Source organism: Nocardioides sp., assembly GCF_030019515.1.
Taxonomy (GTDB): Bacteria; Actinomycetota; Actinomycetes; order Propionibacteriales; family Nocardioidaceae; genus Nocardioides.
This window is the reverse complement of sequence record NZ_JASEEQ010000003.1, coordinates 23,780-39,600: the sequence shown is the minus strand read 5'-3', so window position 1 is coordinate 39,600 and position 15,821 is coordinate 23,780. Positions and strand designations below refer to the sequence as shown.

Below are 15,821 nucleotides of genomic sequence, written 5' to 3'. Positions count from 1 at the left end.
ATGAGCTTCGACCCCGGTACGCCGCCCGACGCCGCCACCACCGACGACCACGCGCTCGCCGCCTGGCTGGCCACCGTCGCCGGCGAACGGCTCCTCGAGGTCCGGCAGGAAGGCCTGGAGGGGCGCGAGCTCAAGGACGCCGGGGACCGCGCGGCCCACGAGCTGCTGATGGCGCTGCTCGCCGAGCACCGCCCCGGTGACGCGGTGCTGTCCGAGGAGGGCAAGGACGACAAGGTCCGCCTGTCGAGCGACCGGGTGTGGATCGTCGACCCCCTCGACGGCACCCGCGAGTTCTCCGAGGTCCCGCGCGACGACTGGGCCGTGCACGTCGCCCTGTGGGCCAGCGGCGACCTGGTGGCCGGCGCGGTGGCCCAGCCGGCGCTCGGGGAGACGTTCCACACCGGTGCGCCCCCCGTCGTACACCCGAGCTCCGCGCCGCGGCCGCGGATCGCGGTCTCGCGCAGCCGGCCGCCGGCGTTCGTGCACGCGCTCGCCGAGGACCTCGGCGCCGAGCTGGTCGCGATGGGCTCGGCGGGGGTGAAGGTGATCTCGGTGGCGCGCGACCTCACCGACGCGTACGTGCACGCCGGTGGCCAGTACGAGTGGGACTCCGCCGCCCCCGTCGCCGTCGCCCGCGCCGCCGGCCTGTTCACCTCGCGCATCGACGGGACCCCGCTGCTCTACAACCAGGAGGACGTCTACCTCCCGGACCTGATCGTGTGCCGCCCCGAGCTCGCCGAGCGGATCGTCGCGTTCGTCAAGGAGCACGGCTACGAGTGAGCCGGCCCGACAATCCGGTTGAGCCCGGCCGCCGGGTGGCGTGAGAGTGAGGGCATGACCGCCTTCGTCGCGCACACCACGATCGACTGCCGCAACGCCTACGAGCTCTCGGAGTGGTGGAAGCCCGTGCTCGGGTACGTCGACCTCGACGGCGACCCGAACCTGCCGGGGCACGAGGAGTGCCTGATCCACGACCCCGAGACCGGCCACCGGCTGCTGTTCATCGAGGTCCCCGACGACAAGGTGGTCAAGAACCGCCTGCACCTCGACCTGCGACCGCGCGCCGCGACCCGCGACGAGGAGGTCGAGACCGTGCTTGCGCACGGCGCCACCCTCGTCGCCGACCTGCGTGGCAAGTACGGACCCGGCACCGGTTGGGCCGTCCTCGCCGACCCCGAGGGCAACGAGTTCTGCATGCTGCGCTCCGAGGCCGAGCTCGCGACCTGACCAGGACGCCCCCGCGCACCTGACCCATCTGTCGTCGATCCGCCCGATCCGGGGCAGATACGTCAGGTGCGTCGGCGTGCGGGCGGGAGCGATCGCAGTCGGAGGGGCGCCGTAGAATCGGGGCCCACCCCCTGTCAGCTGGTTGACCGGGGGCTCTCGTGCTGTCCCCGTACCGTCCCCACCCGTTGCGAAAGGCCCCCCGTGCACCTCTCCGGCCTCGCCGATGCTGTCATCGCCGACCCGATCCTCACCGACGCGATGGCCGACGCGCACGGGGGCGGGGTGCCCGCTCTGGACCTGACCGGTCCCGAGGCGCTGCGCCCGTTCGTGGTCGCCGGCCTGGTCCGTGCGGGCCGCTCCGTGCTCGCGGTGACCGCGACGGCGCGCGAGGCCGAGGACCTCGTGGAGGCGCTCGGCGACCTGCTCGACCCGGCGCGGGTCGCCTACTACCCGAGCTGGGAGACGCTGCCGCACGAGCGACTGAGCCCGCGCAGCGACACGGTGGGTCGCCGGCTCGCGGTGCTGCGCCGCCTGCGCCACCCGGGGGAGTCGACGGACTCGACGACCGGCACGCCCAACGGGCCGCTGGACGTCGTCGTGGCGCCGGTGCGCTCGGTGCTCCAGCCCCAGGTGAAGGGCCTCGGCGACCTCGAGCCCGTCGAGCTGGCGCCGGGTGACACCGCCCCTCTCGACGACGTCGTACGCCGGCTCTCGGCCGCGGCGTACTCGCGCGTCGACCTGGTCGAGAAGCGCGGCGAGTTCGCCGTCCGCGGCGGCATCGTCGACGTGTTCCCGCCGACCGAGGAGCACCCGCTGCGGGTGGAGCTCTGGGGCGACGACGTCGAGGAGATCCGGTCGTTCTCGGTCGCCGACCAGCGCACGCTGGAGAAGGCCGACCGGCTGTGGGCGCCGCCGTGCCGCGAGCTGCTGCTCACCGACGAGGTGCGCGCCCGGGCGGCCGAGCTCGGCCGCGAGCACCCCCAGCTGCTCGAGCTGACCGACAAGATCGCGGCCGGCATCGCCGTCGAGGGCATGGAGTCCCTGGCGCCGGTGCTCGTCGACGAGATGGAGCTGCTCGTCGACCTGATGCCCGAGAACACCCACGTGCTCGTGCTCGACCCGGAGCGGGCGCGCAGCCGCGCGCACGACCTGGTCGCGACGAGCGAGGAGTTCCTGGGCGCGAGCTGGGCGGCGGCCGCCGGCGGCGGCACCGCGCCGATCGACCTGGGCGCCGCGTCGTACCGCACCATCGCCGACGTGCGCGAGCACAGCCTCCAGCAGCACAAGCCCTGGTGGACGGTCAGCCCGTTCGGCATCGAGGTCGAGGGTGGGCTCGCGGTCGACGCCGACGTCATCGCGGGCGCCGTCCCGAGCCGCACCCTGCCGGTCCGGCCCGTCGACGCCTATCGCGGCGAGATCGACCGCGCCATCGGCGACATCGAGCGCTGGCGCCAGGACGGCTACCGCGTCGTCGTCCTGCACGCCGGGCACGGGCCGGCCGAGCGGATGCGCGAGGTGCTCGCCGAGCACGACGTCGCGGCGCGGGTCGTGGAGGACCTCCAGGAGGCCGCCGACCTGACCCGGGACGTCGTGACGATCACCTGCGGCGCGATCGACCACGGGTTCGTCGACGAGGCCAACCGGCTGGTGCTGCTCACCGGGGAGGACCTCTCCGGCCAGAAGGCGTCGACGCGGGACATGCGCAGGATGCCGGCCCGCCGCAAGCGGCAGATCGACCCGCTCGAGCTGGGCGCCGGCGACTACGTCGTCCACGAGCAGCACGGCGTCGGCCGCTTCGTGGAGATGAAGCAGCGCGAGGTCGGGGGAGCGGTGCGCGAGTACCTCGTGCTCGAGTACGGCGCCAGCAAGCGCGGCGGTCCGCCGGACCGGCTCTATGTCCCGGCGGACGCCCTCGACCAGGTGACCCGCTACGTCGGTGGCGAACAGCCCTCGCTCGACCGGCTCGGCGGCGGCGACTGGACCAAGCGCAAGAACCGTGCCCGCAAGGCGGTCCGTGAGATCGCCGCCGAGCTGATCAAGCTCTACGCCGCCCGGCAGGCGACCAAGGGCTACGCGTTCGGGCCGGACTCGCCCTGGCAGCGCGAGCTCGAGGACGCCTTCCCGTTCCAGGAGACGCCCGACCAGCTGAGCACCGTCGACGAGGTCAAGGGCGACATGATGCGCACCGTCCCGATGGACCGCCTGGTCTGCGGAGACGTCGGCTACGGCAAGACCGAGATCGCGGTCCGCGCCGCGTTCAAGGCGGTCCAGGACGGCAAGCAGGTGGCGGTGCTGGTGCCGACCACCCTGCTGGTCACCCAGCACCTCAGCACGTTCGCCGAGCGGATGAGCGGCTTCCCCGTGATCCTCAAGGCGCTGTCCCGGTTCCAGACCGACGCGGAGGCGCGCGAGGTGATCGCCGCGATGGCCGACGGGTCGGTCGACATCGTGGTCGGCACGCACCGGCTGCTCAACCCGGACATCCGCTTCAAGGACCTCGGCCTGATCGTCGTCGACGAGGAGCAGCGGTTCGGGGTCGAGCACAAGGAGCAGATGAAGCGGCTGCGCACGTCGGTCGACGTGCTGTCGATGTCGGCCACCCCGATCCCGCGCACCCTGGAGATGGCGATCACCGGCATCCGGGAGATGTCGACGATCACGACGCCGCCCGAGGAGCGGCACCCGGTGCTGACCTACGTCGGCGCCTACGAGGACCGGCAGATCGTGGCCGCCGTACGCCGCGAGCTGCTCCGCGAGGGCCAGGTCTTCTACATCCACAACCGGGTGAGCTCGATCGAGAAGGCCGCGGCGCGGATCAAGGAGCTGGTGCCCGAGGCGCGGGTCGCCACGGCGCACGGCCAGATGGGGGAGCACCAGCTCGAGCAGGTGATGCTGGACTTCTGGGAGAAGCGGTTCGACGTGCTCGTCTGCACCACGATCGTCGAGTCCGGCCTGGACGTCTCCAACGCGAACACGATGATCATCGAGCGGGCCGACACCCTCGGCCTCTCCCAGCTGCACCAGCTCCGCGGCCGCGTCGGGCGCAGCCGGGAGCGGGCCTACGCCTACTTCCTCTACCCACCTGAGAAGCCGCTCACCGAGACCGCCCACGAGCGGCTCGCGACCCTCGCGCAGCACTCCGACCTCGGCGGCGGGATGGCGATCGCCATGAAGGACCTCGAGATCCGCGGCGCGGGCAACCTGCTCGGCGGCGAGCAGTCCGGGCATATCGCCGACGTCGGCTTCGACCTCTACGTCCGGCTCGTGGGGGAGGCCGTGAACGAGTTCAAGGGCGAGGCCGAGGCCGAGCTCAACGAGGTGCGCATCGAGCTGCCGGTCGACGCCCACCTGCCGCACGACTACATCCCCAGCGAGCGCCTCCGCCTGGAGATGTACAAGCGGCTGGCCGAGGTCCGCTCCGACGAGGACGTCGACCTGGTCAACGAAGAGCTCCTCGACCGGTACGGCGAGCCACCGCAGGAGGTCGCCTCGCTGCTGATCGTCGCTCGGTTCCGGGCGCGGGCCCGCCGCGCCGGCGTCGGCGAGGTCACGATCGCGGGCCGCAACGTCCGGTTCGCGCCCGTCGACCTGCCCGAGTCGCGCGTCGTCCGCCTCAACCGGCTCTACCCCAAGTCGATCGTCAAGGCGCCGGTCAGCACGATCCTGGTGCCGCGCCCGCAGACCGCGGTGGTCGGGGGGCGTCCGATCACGGGGATCGCCCTGCTTGAATGGGCACGGCAAGTGATCGACGCTGTCATCGATCCGGACGGCATCGATCCCGCGAACGCACCTCAGGAGAGCAAGTGACCCGCACCCGCCTGATCGCCCTGGCGTCGGCCTCGATCTTCCTGCTCACCGGCTGCGGCACGGTCCCCGGCTTCAACCCCGGCGTCGCGGCCCGCGTGGGGGACGACACGGTGACGATGAACCGCGTCGATGACGTCACCGCGGCGTACTGCCGCGCCGCCGAGGCCCAGCTCCAGGAGGGCCAGGTCCTGCCGCAGCACTACCTGCGCGGCCAGGTCGCCGGCGCGCTGGCGCTGCGGGTCGCCGTCGACCAGTTCGCCGCCGAGCAGGGCGTGAGCGCGGCCGATGACTACGACCAGGCCGTCGCCCAGGCCCGCGAGCAGCTCGGCTCGCTGCCCGACGACCAGGTCCAGGCGCTGATCGACGTCCAGGGCGTGCCGATCTACGTCCAGGCGGTCGAGAAGTCGGTGGGCGAGCAGCAGGGCGACAGCGGCAACGCCGCCACCAAGGCGGGCGAGCAGGCGTTCCTCACCTGGCTCGACGAGCAGGACATCGACCTCGACCCGCGCTTCGGCGTCTCGATCGAGAAGGGCGTCACGGCACCGGCCGACACCAGCCTCTCCTACGGGCTCTCCGACACCTCGACCAAGGCGAACGCCGACCAGCCGGACACCGACTACGCCGCGGCCCTGCCGGATACCCAGCGCTGCGGCTGACCCACGGTGGTTGAGGTGCGAGCCCGGCGAGCCTCGGAACCACCGGACGAGCCACTCCTCGAGTTCCTCGAGGTGATGCGCCGGCTGCGCGCGGAGTGCGCGTGGAAGGCGGGCCAGACCCACCGGTCGCTCTCGCGCTACCTGCTCGAGGAGACCCACGAGACCCTCGAGGCCATCGACGACGGGGACCGCACCGGCGACTGGAGCCACCTGCGCGAGGAGCTCGGCGACCTGCTGCTCCAGGTGTACTTCCACGCGGTCATCGCCGAGGAGACCGGGGAGTTCACCCTCGACGACGTCGCCCGCGACATCACCGCGAAGATGCACCGCCGCAACCCGCACGTCTTCGCCCCGACCCCGGACTCGCCGGTCGAGCCTGCGGACATCGACGAGGTGTGGCAGCAGATCAAGGCGACCGAGAAGCAGCGGACCTCGATCACCGACGGGCTGCCTCCCGGACTGCCCGCGCTGCTGTACGCCGACAAGGTCCTGGGCCGCCTCGCCCGCGAGCCCGCGGTCGAGCCCACGCCACCGGTGGCCGAGCCTGTTGAGACCGCACCGGCCCACGACCCGGACCCGGCCGAGGACCTGGGCGACCGCCTGCTCGCCCTGGTCGCCGAGGCCCGCGAGGCCGGGCTCGACCCCGAGCAGGCCCTCCGCGACGCCGTACGCCGGCTGCTGGCGCCACGCACCTGACACAACTGCTCCCGATCCGCCGGAACGGCGACAGATCCGTCAGGTGCGTGGGCCACCCGACCCCACTTCGCCGGGCACTTCGTCCCGCGGACCGTCCACGGGCTCCGAGGGTCCACCGGCACCGTCTAGGCTGAACGACGGTCCGCCGAGACCCGGCCCGGGCCCTCCCTCAGAAGACCCAGGAGCACTGACGTGGCATCCATCGAAGCTGTCGGCGCCCGCGAGATCCTCGACTCGCGCGGCAACCCCACCGTCGAGGTCGAGGTCCTCCTCGACGACAACTCGTTCGCCCGGGCTGCGGTGCCCAGCGGCGCCTCCACGGGCGCCTTCGAGGCGGTCGAGCTGCGCGACGGCGGCGACCGCTACCTCGGCAAGGGCGTGGCCAAGGCGGTCGAGGCCGTGATCCAGACCATCGCCCCGGCGATCGAGGGCCTGGCCGCGGACGACCAGCGTCTGGTCGACCAGACGATGCTCGAGCTGGACGGCACCCCCAACAAGGGCAAGCTCGGCGCCAACGCGATCCTCGGCGTCTCGCTGGCGGTCGCCCGTGCCGCCGCGGACTCCGCGGAGCTGCCGCTCTACCGCTACGTCGGCGGCCCGAACGCCCACCTGCTGCCGGTCCCGATGATGAACATCCTCAACGGCGGCTCGCACGCCGACTCGAACGTCGACGTCCAGGAGTTCATGATCGCGCCGATCGGCGCGCCCACCTTCCGCGAGGCGCTGCGCTCCGGCGCGGAGGTCTACCACGCACTGAAGTCGGTGCTGAAGAAGAAGGGCCTCGCGACCGGCCTGGGTGACGAGGGCGGGTTCGCCCCCAACCTGGACAGCAACCGTGCCGCGCTCGACCTCATCGCCGAGGCGGTCTCCGCCGCCGGCCTGACCCTCGGCAAGGACATCGCGCTGGCGATGGACGTCGCCGCCTCCGAGTTCTTCAAGGACGGTTCCTACGCCTTCGAGGGTGGCACCAAGACCGCCGAGCAGATGACGGCGTACTACGCCGACCTGGTCGCGTCGTACCCCATCGTCTCGATCGAGGACCCGCTCGACGAGGAGGACTGGGCCGGCTGGAAGGCGCTGACCGACGAGCTCGGCGGCAAGATCCAGATCGTCGGCGACGACCTGTTCGTCACCAACGTCGAGCGCCTCCAGCGCGGCATCACCGGCGGCCAGGCCAACGCGCTGCTGGTGAAGGTCAACCAGATCGGGTCGCTGACCGAGACCCTCGACTCCGTCGAGCTGGCCCACCGCAACGGCTACCGCTGCATGATGAGCCACCGCTCGGGCGAGACCGAGGACACCACGATCGCCGACCTCGCCGTCGCCACCAACTGCGGCCAGATCAAGACCGGCGCCCCGGCCCGGTCCGAGCGGGTCGCGAAGTACAACCAGCTGCTCCGGATCGAGGACGAGCTCGGAGATGCCGCGCGCTACTCCGGCGCGTCGGCGTTCCCCCGGTACGCCGGCTGAGCGAACCTAGGACGTATGCCGTCCGAGAGTCGTCGTACGCCGCCGCGCGCCCCCCGTCCGCGAGGACGGTCGGGGCCGCGGCGGTCGTCGTCGGTGGCCCGTCCGGCGCGACCGGCGCTGCCCACCGCGCCGACAGCCACCGCCCCGGCGCGGCGCCGCCCGCGGCTGACCGGCCGGGCCGCGATCCTGGTGCTGGTGCTCGCGGTGCTGACGGTGTCCTACGCCTCGTCGCTGCGCGCCTACCTGCAGCAGCGTGACCAGATCGGTGACCTGAAGAGCCAGATCGCACTGCGCCAGGCGAGCATCGAGGACCTGGAGCGGGAGAAGGGTCGCTGGGAGGACCCGGCCTACGTGCGGCAGCAGGCGCGCGAGCTCAACTTCGTGATGCCGGGCGAGACCTCCTACGTGGTGCTGGACGAGAACGGCGACCCGCTGGAGAGCGACACCTCCCTCACCGACCCCGCCACGGTCGCCCCGAAGCCGCCCCGGGCCTGGTGGTCCACGGCCTGGGAGTCGGTCGAGGCCGCCGGCGACCCGCCTGCGGCCGAGCCCGAGCCCTCGACGAGGATCAACGGCACCGACTGACCGCCGATGGTGGCTGGCATGATCGGGGCGTGATCGACCCCCAGGACGTCGCCGCCGTCGAGGCCCAGCTGGGTCGCGAGCCCCGCGCCATCCACGAGGTCGGCCACCGCTGCCCGTGCGGCAACCCGGACGTGGTCACCACCCAGCCCCGGCTGCCGAACGGCACTCCGTTCCCGACGACCTTCTACCTGACCTGCCCGCGGGCGGCGTCGCGGATCGGGACGCTCGAGGGCTCCGGGCTGATGAAGCAGATGCAGGACCGGCTCGCGGACGATCCGGACCTGGCGGCGGCGTACCGCCGGGCGCACGAGCGCTACCTGGAGGCCAGGACGGCGCTGGGCTCGGTGCCTGAGATCGAGGGCATCTCCGCCGGCGGCATGCCGGACCGGGTCAAGTGCCTGCACGTGCTGGCCGGCCAGGCCCTCGCGCAGGGCCGCGGCGTGAACCCGCTGGGCGACGAGGTCCTCGACCTCCTCGGCGACTGGTGGGAGCCCGGGCCGTGCGTGTAGGTCCCGTCGCCGCCATCGACTGCGGCACCAACACGATCAAGCTCCTGGTGGGCACCGAGCCCGAGGAGGGGGGCCTCGAGGTCGACGAACGGGAGATGCGGATCGTGCGCCTCGGCCAGGACCTCGACCGCACCGGCCGGATCGCCGAGGAGGCGCTGGCGCGGGCGTTCGCGGCGATCGAGGAGTACGCCGCCCTGATCCGTGACCACGGCGTGCCACCCGAGCGGATCCGCTTCGTCGCGACCTCGGCCACGCGGGACGCGGCGAACGCCGCGGACTTCGTCGCCGGCGTCCGCGACCGCCTCGGAGTCGAGCCCGAGGTGGTGAGCGGGGCCGAGGAGGCGGCGCTCGCCTTCGACGGGGCGGTCCGCAACCTGCGGACCCCGCCGACGGCGCCGGTGCTGGTCGTCGACATCGGAGGTGGCTCCACCGAGCTGGTCCTCGGCAGCCCTGGACCGGAGGGGGCCGGGTCGGTGCGCGCGGACTCGATGAACGTCGGCTCGGTGCGGCTGTACGAGCGACACCTGGCCGGCGACCCGCCGACCCCCGAGCAGGTGGCGGCCTGCGTCGCCGACGTCGACGCCCACCTCGACGCCAGCCCCGTGGACCCCGCCGTCGCCGCGACCGTCGTCGGCGTGGCCGGGACGATCACGACAGTGGCCGCCGCCGTGCTGGACCTCCCGGCGTACGACCGCGACGCCCTCGACCAGGCGGTCCTCGCGGTCGACGACGTGCACGCCGCGGTCGACCGGCTGGTCGCGATGACCCACGAGCAGCGCCGCGCGCTGGGCTTCATGCACCCCGGCCGCGCGGACGTCATCGGTGCCGGTGCGCTGATCCTCTCCGCGGTGCTGCGCCGCACCCGGGTGGACCACCTGGTCGTGTCCGAGTCCGACATCCTCGACGGGATCGCCTGGTCGATCGGTCGGTGAGACGCGGCTGGGACCCGGCTGAGACAGGGGCGTTTCCGGACGGCACCGGGTGGGCACCGGGCCCCCATGAGCGATCCACGAACGACGACGGACGAGCCCGTCGGCGCCCTCGTGCACCGACTGTCCGAGCAGATCCCCGAGCTGGTGCGCAGCGAGCTGCGCCTGGCCCAGGCCGAGCTCACGCAGAAGGGCAAGCGCGCCGGGCTCGGGATCGGCATGTTCAGCCTGGCCGGGCTGCTGGCGTTCTTCGCGAGCGCCACCCTCATCGCCACCGCGGTGATCGCGCTCGACCTGGTGCTGCCACTGTGGGCGGCCGGCCTGATCGTCGCCGCCGTGCTGCTGATCGGCGCGGTGGGCGCGGCACTCGGCGGCCGCAGCGAGATCCAGCAGGCGACCCCGCCCACGCCGGAGGCCACGGTCGCGACCCTCAAGGAGGACGTCGCCGCGCTGAAGGGGGAGCACCGATGAGCAGCAACGGCACCTCTCCCGAGCAGCTCGAGGCCGACCTCGCCCGGCAGCGCGAGGACCTCGCGGTGACGGTCGACCAGCTCCACGCGAAGCTCGATGTGAAGGCGCGCGCCCAGGACAAGGCCCACGAGCTCAAGGACCGGGCCACCACCGCGAACGGCCGACCGCGCCCCGACCTCACCGCTGCGGCCGTCGCCGCCGTCGTCCTCGTCGCCGGCCTGCTGGTCTGGCGGCGCCGCCGCTGAAGCCGGCTGTCGGCACCCCGATGAACCGGCCCCCGATGAAGGAGTCCCCATGAAGAAGCTGACCCTGCTCGCCGGCGTCGCCGTCGGCTACGTCCTCGGCACCCGCGCCGGCCGCGAGAGGTACGAGCAGATCAAGTCCGGCGCCAGCCGCATCGCCCACAACCCCAAGGTGCAGGCCGCGGCGGGCAAGGCCCAGGACACCGTCGCGCAGCAGGCGGCGACGGCCGCCGACCTCGCCAAGGAGAAGGCCGGCGACATGGCGTCGACCGCGGCCGACAAGGTACGGCGCGAGTCGTCGATCCAGCCAGCGCCCTGACCGGCCCCGCCCGGACCGGTCCCGGGTGCGCGAGGATGGCCGGGTGACCGACCTGCTCCCGCACCCGGCGACGGGCGAGCTCTTCTCGTCGCCGGTGGCTCCGGGCACCGGCTGGCCCGGCGATCCCGCGACCGAGCAGACGCCGGTCGCGACGACTGCGGCACAGGTGCGCCGCCTGGCCCGGGCCGGCGAGCAGGACGGCGGGTTGGCCGAACTCGACGCACGGGTCTCCGTCTGCCGGGCCTGCCCGCGCCTGGTGCGCTGGCGCGAGGACGTGGCCCGGGACAAGCGTGCGTCCTTCGCCACCGAGCCCTACTGGGGTCGGCCGGTGCCCGGCTGGGGTGCCAGCGAGCCACGGATCCTGGTGGTCGGGCTGGCGCCGGCCGCGAACGGCGCCAACCGGACCGGGCGGATCTTCACCGGCGACCGCAGCGGGGACTGGCTGTTCGCGGGCCTGCACCGCGTCGGGCTGGCCCGCACCGCCACCAGCAGGCACGCCGACGACGGCCAGGAGCTGATCGGCACCCGGATGATCGCGACCGTGCGCTGCGCGCCGCCGCAGAACAAGCCGAGCGTCGTCGAGCGGGACACCTGCGCTCCCTGGCTCCTCGCCGAGCTGGGTCTGGTGCTGGCGACGGTCGAGGTCGTGGTCGCCCTCGGCACGTTCGGGTGGGACGCGACCCTGCGCTCCTTCGCGGGGCTCGGCTGGCCGGTCGTCCGCCCCCGGCCCCGGTTCGGCCACGGCGCCGAGGCCCGGCTGGCCGGGCCGGACCGCGAGGTGACGCTGCTGGGCTGCTACCACCCGAGCCAGCAGAACACCTTCACCGGCCGGCTCACCGAGGTGATGCTCGACGACGTCCTGCGCCGCGCCGCCGTCCTTGGCAGGATCACGGGGTAGTCCGCTCCGGCCCCCGTATCCCAACCGGCAGAGGAAGCCGCCTTAAAAGCGGCGCAGTCTGGGTTCGAGTCCCAGCGGGGGCACCGCTCGCCGGCGGCGACACGGCGCCGCCTCGGGTTTCCGACGGATGGTCCCGGGTACGGTCGCGGGCATGACCGGCCGGTCGCGGAGGCCGAGGCGCAGCGCACGCCTGGTCGACCTCGCGCTCATCGCGCTCCTGGCGCTCGCCGCGTTCGCGGTCGCGGCGTGGCTGGACCTCTTCGAGAGCTACTACCGGTGGAGCCGCGGCCACGAGTCGCTCAACGCCGACGAGCTGGTGATGGCCGGCCTGGCCGCCGTGCTGGGGCTGACGGCGTACGCCTGGCGTCGGCAGCGTGAGACCGGCGGCGGGGCCGACGCGCTCCGGTCGGCGGAGCGGGAGCTGGCCGAGACCGGCGAGCGCTACCGGTCGCTGTTCGACTACCACCCGCACCCGGTGTTCTCCCTGGACCTCAGTGGCCGGTTCGTCGCCGCCAACCCCGCCTCGGAGCGGCTCGCCGGCTACAGCGCACGGGAGCTCAGCCAGATGGGCTTCCCGGAGGTCCTGGTGCCCGAGGACGTTGATCGGGCCGGTCTAGCGTTCCTCGCTGCGCTCGACCGGGAGCCCCAGGTGATCGACCTCGCGATCTCCCACCGCGACGGGCACCTGATCGAGGTGACGGTCACCGCGGTACCGATCGTGGTGGGTGACGAGGTGGTGGGCGTCTACGGCATCGCCGAGGACGTCACCGAGCGCAACCGGCTGCAGCGCGACCTCGAGAGCGCGCGTCTCGCCGCCGACCAGGCGAACCAGGCGAAGTCGGTGTTCCTCGCCAACATGAGCCACGAGATCCGGACCCCGCTGACCAGCGTGCTGGCGTCCTGTGAGCTGCTGGCCGACAGCGGCCTGGACCGGCAGCAGCAGCGGCTCACCGAGATCATGGACCGATCCGGGGCCCGGCTGCTGCGGCTGGTCGACGAGGTCCTCGACTTCTCCCGGGTCGAGGCCGGCATCGCGACCGTGGACCGCGCCGACTTCGACCCGCGCACGCTGATCGAGGACGTGATCGCCCCGGCCCGGGACGCGGCGCGCCGCAAGGGCCTCTCGTTCGAAGGTCCGGTGGACGGCTCCTTGCCGGCACGCGTGCACGGCGACGGCGGCCGCATCGCCCAGGTGCTCGCCAACCTGCTCGACAACGCGGTCAAGTTCACCGAGCACGGCTTCATCCGGGTCTCGACCCGCGCCGAGCGGGCCGGCGCCGACCGGCTGGACCTGCACCTGGAGGTGGCCGACTCCGGCATCGGGATGAGCGCCGAGGACATCGGCCGGGTCTTCGAGACCTTCCGTCAGGCGGACGCCTCGATCACTCGCAAGTACGGCGGCACCGGGCTCGGGCTCGCCATCGTCAGGCAGCTCGTCGAGCTGATGGACGGCACGATCGCGGTCACCAGCGCGCCGGGCGAGGGGACGACGTTCCGCGTGCGCCTCCCGCTGGCGGTCGCGTAGCGGCGCCTACGATCACCAGATGCCTCCCCTCTGGTCCCGCGCCGGCGACCGAGCCGCCGCCGCTCAGCCGGCCGGGCAGTCGGTGCCCGAGCGGCCCGCCGGCCCGCCGAGCGAGGCGCCGGTCGGCTCGCGCCGGGTGGCGGCCGGCTTCTTCGACCGGTTCCCCGAGTTCTACGACACCAGTGAGACCTCGTCGTTCCCGTGGCGCCTGAACCTGCGGCACGACGCGATCTTCGCGGAGCACGCCGACCTGTTCTCCGGCGCGCGGGTCCTCGACATCGCCAGCCACGACGGGCGCTGGTCGATGGCCGCCCTGGACGCCGGCGCCGCCTTCGTCCTCGGCGTCGAGGCGCGGCCCGAGCTCGTCGACCGGGCGGACGCCACGCTGCGCCGCTACGGCGTCGACGAGGCCCGCTTCCGGTTCGTCGCCGGCGACGTGTTCGAGGTGCTCGCCCACGAGGAGCCCCAGGTCGACGTGGTGCTCTGCCTCGGCTTCCTCTACCACACGCTGCGCCACAACGAGCTGTTCACCCGGATCCGTCGGACCGGGGCGACGCACCTGCTGCTCGACACCGAGATCCACCGTGGCGCGGAGCCGGTGGTGCGGCTCGCGGACGAGCACGTGGCCCGCCAGGGCAACGCGGTCGCCGACGCGTTCTCATACGGCGACACCGTGCTCACCGGCCGTCCCACGCTCGCCGCGCTCGACCTGCTGGCGCGGACCCAGGGCTTCGACGTGGAGCGCCTCTCGGACTGGGACGGGCTGCTGCGCGACAACCCCGAGGCCGACCAGGTCCGCGACTACCGGATCGGCCGGCGCGCCACGCTGCGGCTGCGGCGGGCCTGACCGACTCGGCCCGCCCCCGGGGCGTGTGCAGTCACCTCCGCAGTCACTTCCCCTGGCCCGGGTCGTTGGTCGGTCGTGCGCAGACCCCTGCTGGCGGCCCTGGTCGCGGTCGTCCTGGTGCTGACGACCGCCCCCTTCGCGAGCGCTGATCCGCCGCAGCTGCGGCGGGACGGCCGCTGGCTGGTCGACCCGCAGGGCCGGGTCGTGATCGTGCACGGGTTCAACCTCGTCTACAAGCGCGACCCGTACGCGCCGCCCGCGACGGCCGCCGGGTTCACCGCGCGCGACGCCAGGTGGCTGGCCCGCCACGGCTTCAACGGGGCGCGGGTCGGCACCCTGTGGGCGGGGCTCACCCCGGACGCGCCCGGTCGGGAGGACCCGGCGTACGTCGCGCGCGTGCAGCGGGTGCTCGACCTGCTGGCCGCCCGGAGGATCTGGATGCAGCTCGACATGCACCAGGACCAGTGGCACGAGACGTACGGCGGTGAAGGCGTCCCGGACTGGGCCGTGCACCGGCCCGCCCCGTACTCCGCGGCGCCGCCGGTGGTCGCGCCGTTCCCGACTGGCTACTGGACGCCGGAGGTGTCGACCGTCTTCGACAACTTCTGGGCCGGCGCCGACGGCCTGCTCGACGCGTGGGCCGACGCGTGGCGGGTCGCCGCCCGGGCCTGGAGCGGCCAGCCGTACCTGATGGGCTACGACCTGCTCAACGAGCCGTGGATGGGCCTGGAGTGGCCGACCTGCCTCACGACCGGCTGTCCCGACTCCTACACCGCCGAGCTCCAGCCGGCGATGGAGCAGGGCCTCGCCGCGATCCGCGGGATCGACCGCGACAACGTCGTGTGGTGGGAGCCGCAGCAGTTCGCCGGCGGGCAGCCGCTGGACACGTTCTTCACCCCGGTCGCGGGGGAGCGGCAGCTCGGGTTCTCCTGGCACAGCTACTGCCCCGACGTGTTCTTGGAGTCGCAGGGCATCCCCGGCGGCGACGTCGAGAACTGCTGGGACTTCGACCGCGGTCGCCAGCAGCACGCGCTCGAGCAGTCGCGGACCATGCACGCCGTTCCGCTGATGTCGGAGTGGGGCGCCACCGACAACGTCCGCGCGATCGAGATCGACGCCGCGGCGGCCGACGAGCGCCTGATGGGCTGGACGCACTGGGCGTACAAGCGTTGGGACGACCCGACGACCGCCGACACGGCGCAGGGCATGTTCCGCGACGACGCGGACCTGTCCTCGGTCAAGCGGGCCAAGCTGCGGATGCTGGTGCGCACCTACGCGCAGGCGACCGCCGGCATCCCGCTGGCGATGTCCTTCGACCCCCACGACGGCGCGTTCGGGTTCCGCTACCGGCCCGACGCCGCGATCGCCGCGCCGACCCGGATCTTCGTCAGCCCGCTGCACTACCCCGACGGCTACCGGGTCCGGGTCGACGCCGGCCGGGTCGTGTCGAGGACGGCGCGGCAGGTGCTGGTCGAGGCGGACCGCGACGCCGACGTCGTCACCGTCCGGATCGTCCGCTCCTGACGACGGCCGGGGAGCGGCGGGAACCAAACGGGGTGCGGAAGCGTTCAACCCGGTGAGCCGCCTAGACTGGGCCCTTCAGGTGACCCGTCAGAGCGACGCCACCCACGGCCTCGAGG

Annotated in this window: 16 protein-coding genes and 1 tRNA gene; all 17 read left to right on the top strand. The window is 73.1% G+C overall.

Translation table 11 applies throughout. From position 1 onward, the window contains the following. The 17 genes from QMC84_RS04915 (at position 1) to QMC84_RS04835 (ending at position 15,705) form a co-directional block, all read left to right on the top strand. Positions 1-780: a 3'(2'),5'-bisphosphate nucleotidase CysQ gene (locus tag QMC84_RS04915; protein WP_300372395.1), complete on the top strand. Its 780-nt coding sequence runs from the start codon at positions 1-3 to the stop codon at positions 778-780. A 54-nt stretch (positions 781-834) separates the two neighbouring features. After that, positions 835-1,227, top strand: a complete 393-nt coding sequence (locus QMC84_RS04910) for a VOC family protein (RefSeq protein ID WP_300372393.1) — start codon at positions 835-837, stop codon at positions 1,225-1,227. Positions 1,228-1,428: 201 nt separating this feature from the next. After that, positions 1,429-5,034: a transcription-repair coupling factor gene (gene mfd, locus QMC84_RS04905; protein ID WP_300372391.1), complete on the top strand. Its 3,606-nt coding sequence runs from the start codon at positions 1,429-1,431 to the stop codon at positions 5,032-5,034. After that, positions 5,031-5,690, top strand: coding sequence for a hypothetical protein (locus QMC84_RS04900; RefSeq protein ID WP_300372389.1), 660 nt, complete (start codon positions 5,031-5,033; stop codon positions 5,688-5,690). Before mfd ends, QMC84_RS04900 begins: the two co-directional genes overlap by 4 nt. A 15-nt stretch (positions 5,691-5,705) precedes the next feature. Next, positions 5,706-6,386: a MazG family protein gene (locus QMC84_RS04895; protein WP_300372387.1), complete on the top strand. Its 681-nt coding sequence runs from the start codon at positions 5,706-5,708 to the stop codon at positions 6,384-6,386. Between the two features lie 192 nt (positions 6,387-6,578). Then, on the top strand, positions 6,579-7,856 hold the full coding sequence (eno, locus tag QMC84_RS04890) for a phosphopyruvate hydratase (RefSeq protein ID WP_300372385.1): 1,278 nt from the start codon (positions 6,579-6,581) through the stop codon (positions 7,854-7,856). A gap of 93 nt (positions 7,857-7,949) precedes the next feature. Further along, on the top strand, positions 7,950-8,441 hold the full coding sequence (locus tag QMC84_RS04885; protein WP_300372383.1) for a septum formation initiator family protein: 492 nt from the start codon (positions 7,950-7,952) through the stop codon (positions 8,439-8,441). 29 nt (positions 8,442-8,470) lie between these two features. Next, positions 8,471-8,950, top strand: a complete 480-nt coding sequence (locus QMC84_RS04880; protein ID WP_300372381.1) for a DUF501 domain-containing protein — start codon at positions 8,471-8,473, stop codon at positions 8,948-8,950. Beyond that, a complete protein-coding gene (locus QMC84_RS04875; protein WP_300372379.1) occupies positions 8,941-9,882 on the top strand; it encodes a Ppx/GppA phosphatase family protein in 942 nt (313 codons plus the stop codon). Before QMC84_RS04880 ends, QMC84_RS04875 begins: the two co-directional genes overlap by 10 nt. 66 nt (positions 9,883-9,948) lie before the next feature. Further along, positions 9,949-10,350: a phage holin family protein gene (locus QMC84_RS04870; RefSeq protein WP_300372378.1), complete on the top strand. Its 402-nt coding sequence runs from the start codon at positions 9,949-9,951 to the stop codon at positions 10,348-10,350. Then, on the top strand, positions 10,347-10,595 hold the full coding sequence (locus QMC84_RS04865) for a DUF3618 domain-containing protein (protein ID WP_300372377.1): 249 nt from the start codon (positions 10,347-10,349) through the stop codon (positions 10,593-10,595). Before QMC84_RS04870 ends, QMC84_RS04865 begins: the two co-directional genes overlap by 4 nt. Before the next feature lie 49 nt (positions 10,596-10,644). Next, positions 10,645-10,911 (top strand): hypothetical protein, encoded by a 267-nt coding sequence (locus QMC84_RS04860; RefSeq protein WP_300372376.1) that lies wholly within the window; start codon positions 10,645-10,647, stop codon positions 10,909-10,911. Positions 10,912-10,954: 43 nt separating this feature from the next. Further along, the gene (locus QMC84_RS04855) at positions 10,955-11,809 is read left to right on the top strand and encodes a uracil-DNA glycosylase (protein ID WP_300372375.1); all 855 of its coding nucleotides are present in this window, start codon (positions 10,955-10,957) and stop codon (positions 11,807-11,809) included. A gap of 9 nt (positions 11,810-11,818) precedes the next feature. Beyond that, positions 11,819-11,892 (top strand) — tRNA-Leu (locus tag QMC84_RS04850). A 68-nt stretch (positions 11,893-11,960) separates the two neighbouring features. Further along, positions 11,961-13,334: an ATP-binding protein gene (locus QMC84_RS04845; RefSeq protein WP_300372374.1), complete on the top strand. Its 1,374-nt coding sequence runs from the start codon at positions 11,961-11,963 to the stop codon at positions 13,332-13,334. Positions 13,335-13,353: 19 nt separating this feature from the next. Then, on the top strand, positions 13,354-14,181 hold the full coding sequence (locus QMC84_RS04840; protein ID WP_300372373.1) for a class I SAM-dependent methyltransferase: 828 nt from the start codon (positions 13,354-13,356) through the stop codon (positions 14,179-14,181). A gap of 75 nt (positions 14,182-14,256) precedes the next feature. Beyond that, positions 14,257-15,705 carry a cellulase family glycosylhydrolase gene (locus tag QMC84_RS04835; RefSeq protein ID WP_300372372.1) on the top strand — a complete coding sequence of 483 codons (1,449 nt, stop codon included), beginning with the start codon at positions 14,257-14,259 and terminating at the stop codon, positions 15,703-15,705. The last annotated feature ends 116 nt before the right edge of the window (positions 15,706-15,821 follow it).

Bases quoted from the DNA above. Each gene is read 5' to 3' on its own strand.
- QMC84_RS04910 (WP_300372393.1), top strand. From the start codon at position 835: ATGACCGCCTTCGTCGCGCACACCACGATCGACTGCCGCAACGCCTAC.
- QMC84_RS04845 (WP_300372374.1), top strand. From the start codon at position 11,961: ATGACCGGCCGGTCGCGGAGGCCGAGGCGCAGCGCACGCCTGGTCGAC.
- QMC84_RS04840 (WP_300372373.1), top strand. From the start codon at position 13,354: ATGCCTCCCCTCTGGTCCCGCGCCGGCGACCGAGCCGCCGCCGCTCAG.
- QMC84_RS04865 (WP_300372377.1), top strand. From the start codon at position 10,347: ATGAGCAGCAACGGCACCTCTCCCGAGCAGCTCGAGGCCGACCTCGCC.
- QMC84_RS04860 (WP_300372376.1), top strand. From the start codon at position 10,645: ATGAAGAAGCTGACCCTGCTCGCCGGCGTCGCCGTCGGCTACGTCCTC.
- QMC84_RS04915 (WP_300372395.1), top strand. From the start codon at position 1: ATGAGCTTCGACCCCGGTACGCCGCCCGACGCCGCCACCACCGACGAC.
- QMC84_RS04870 (WP_300372378.1), top strand. From the start codon at position 9,949: ATGAGCGATCCACGAACGACGACGGACGAGCCCGTCGGCGCCCTCGTG.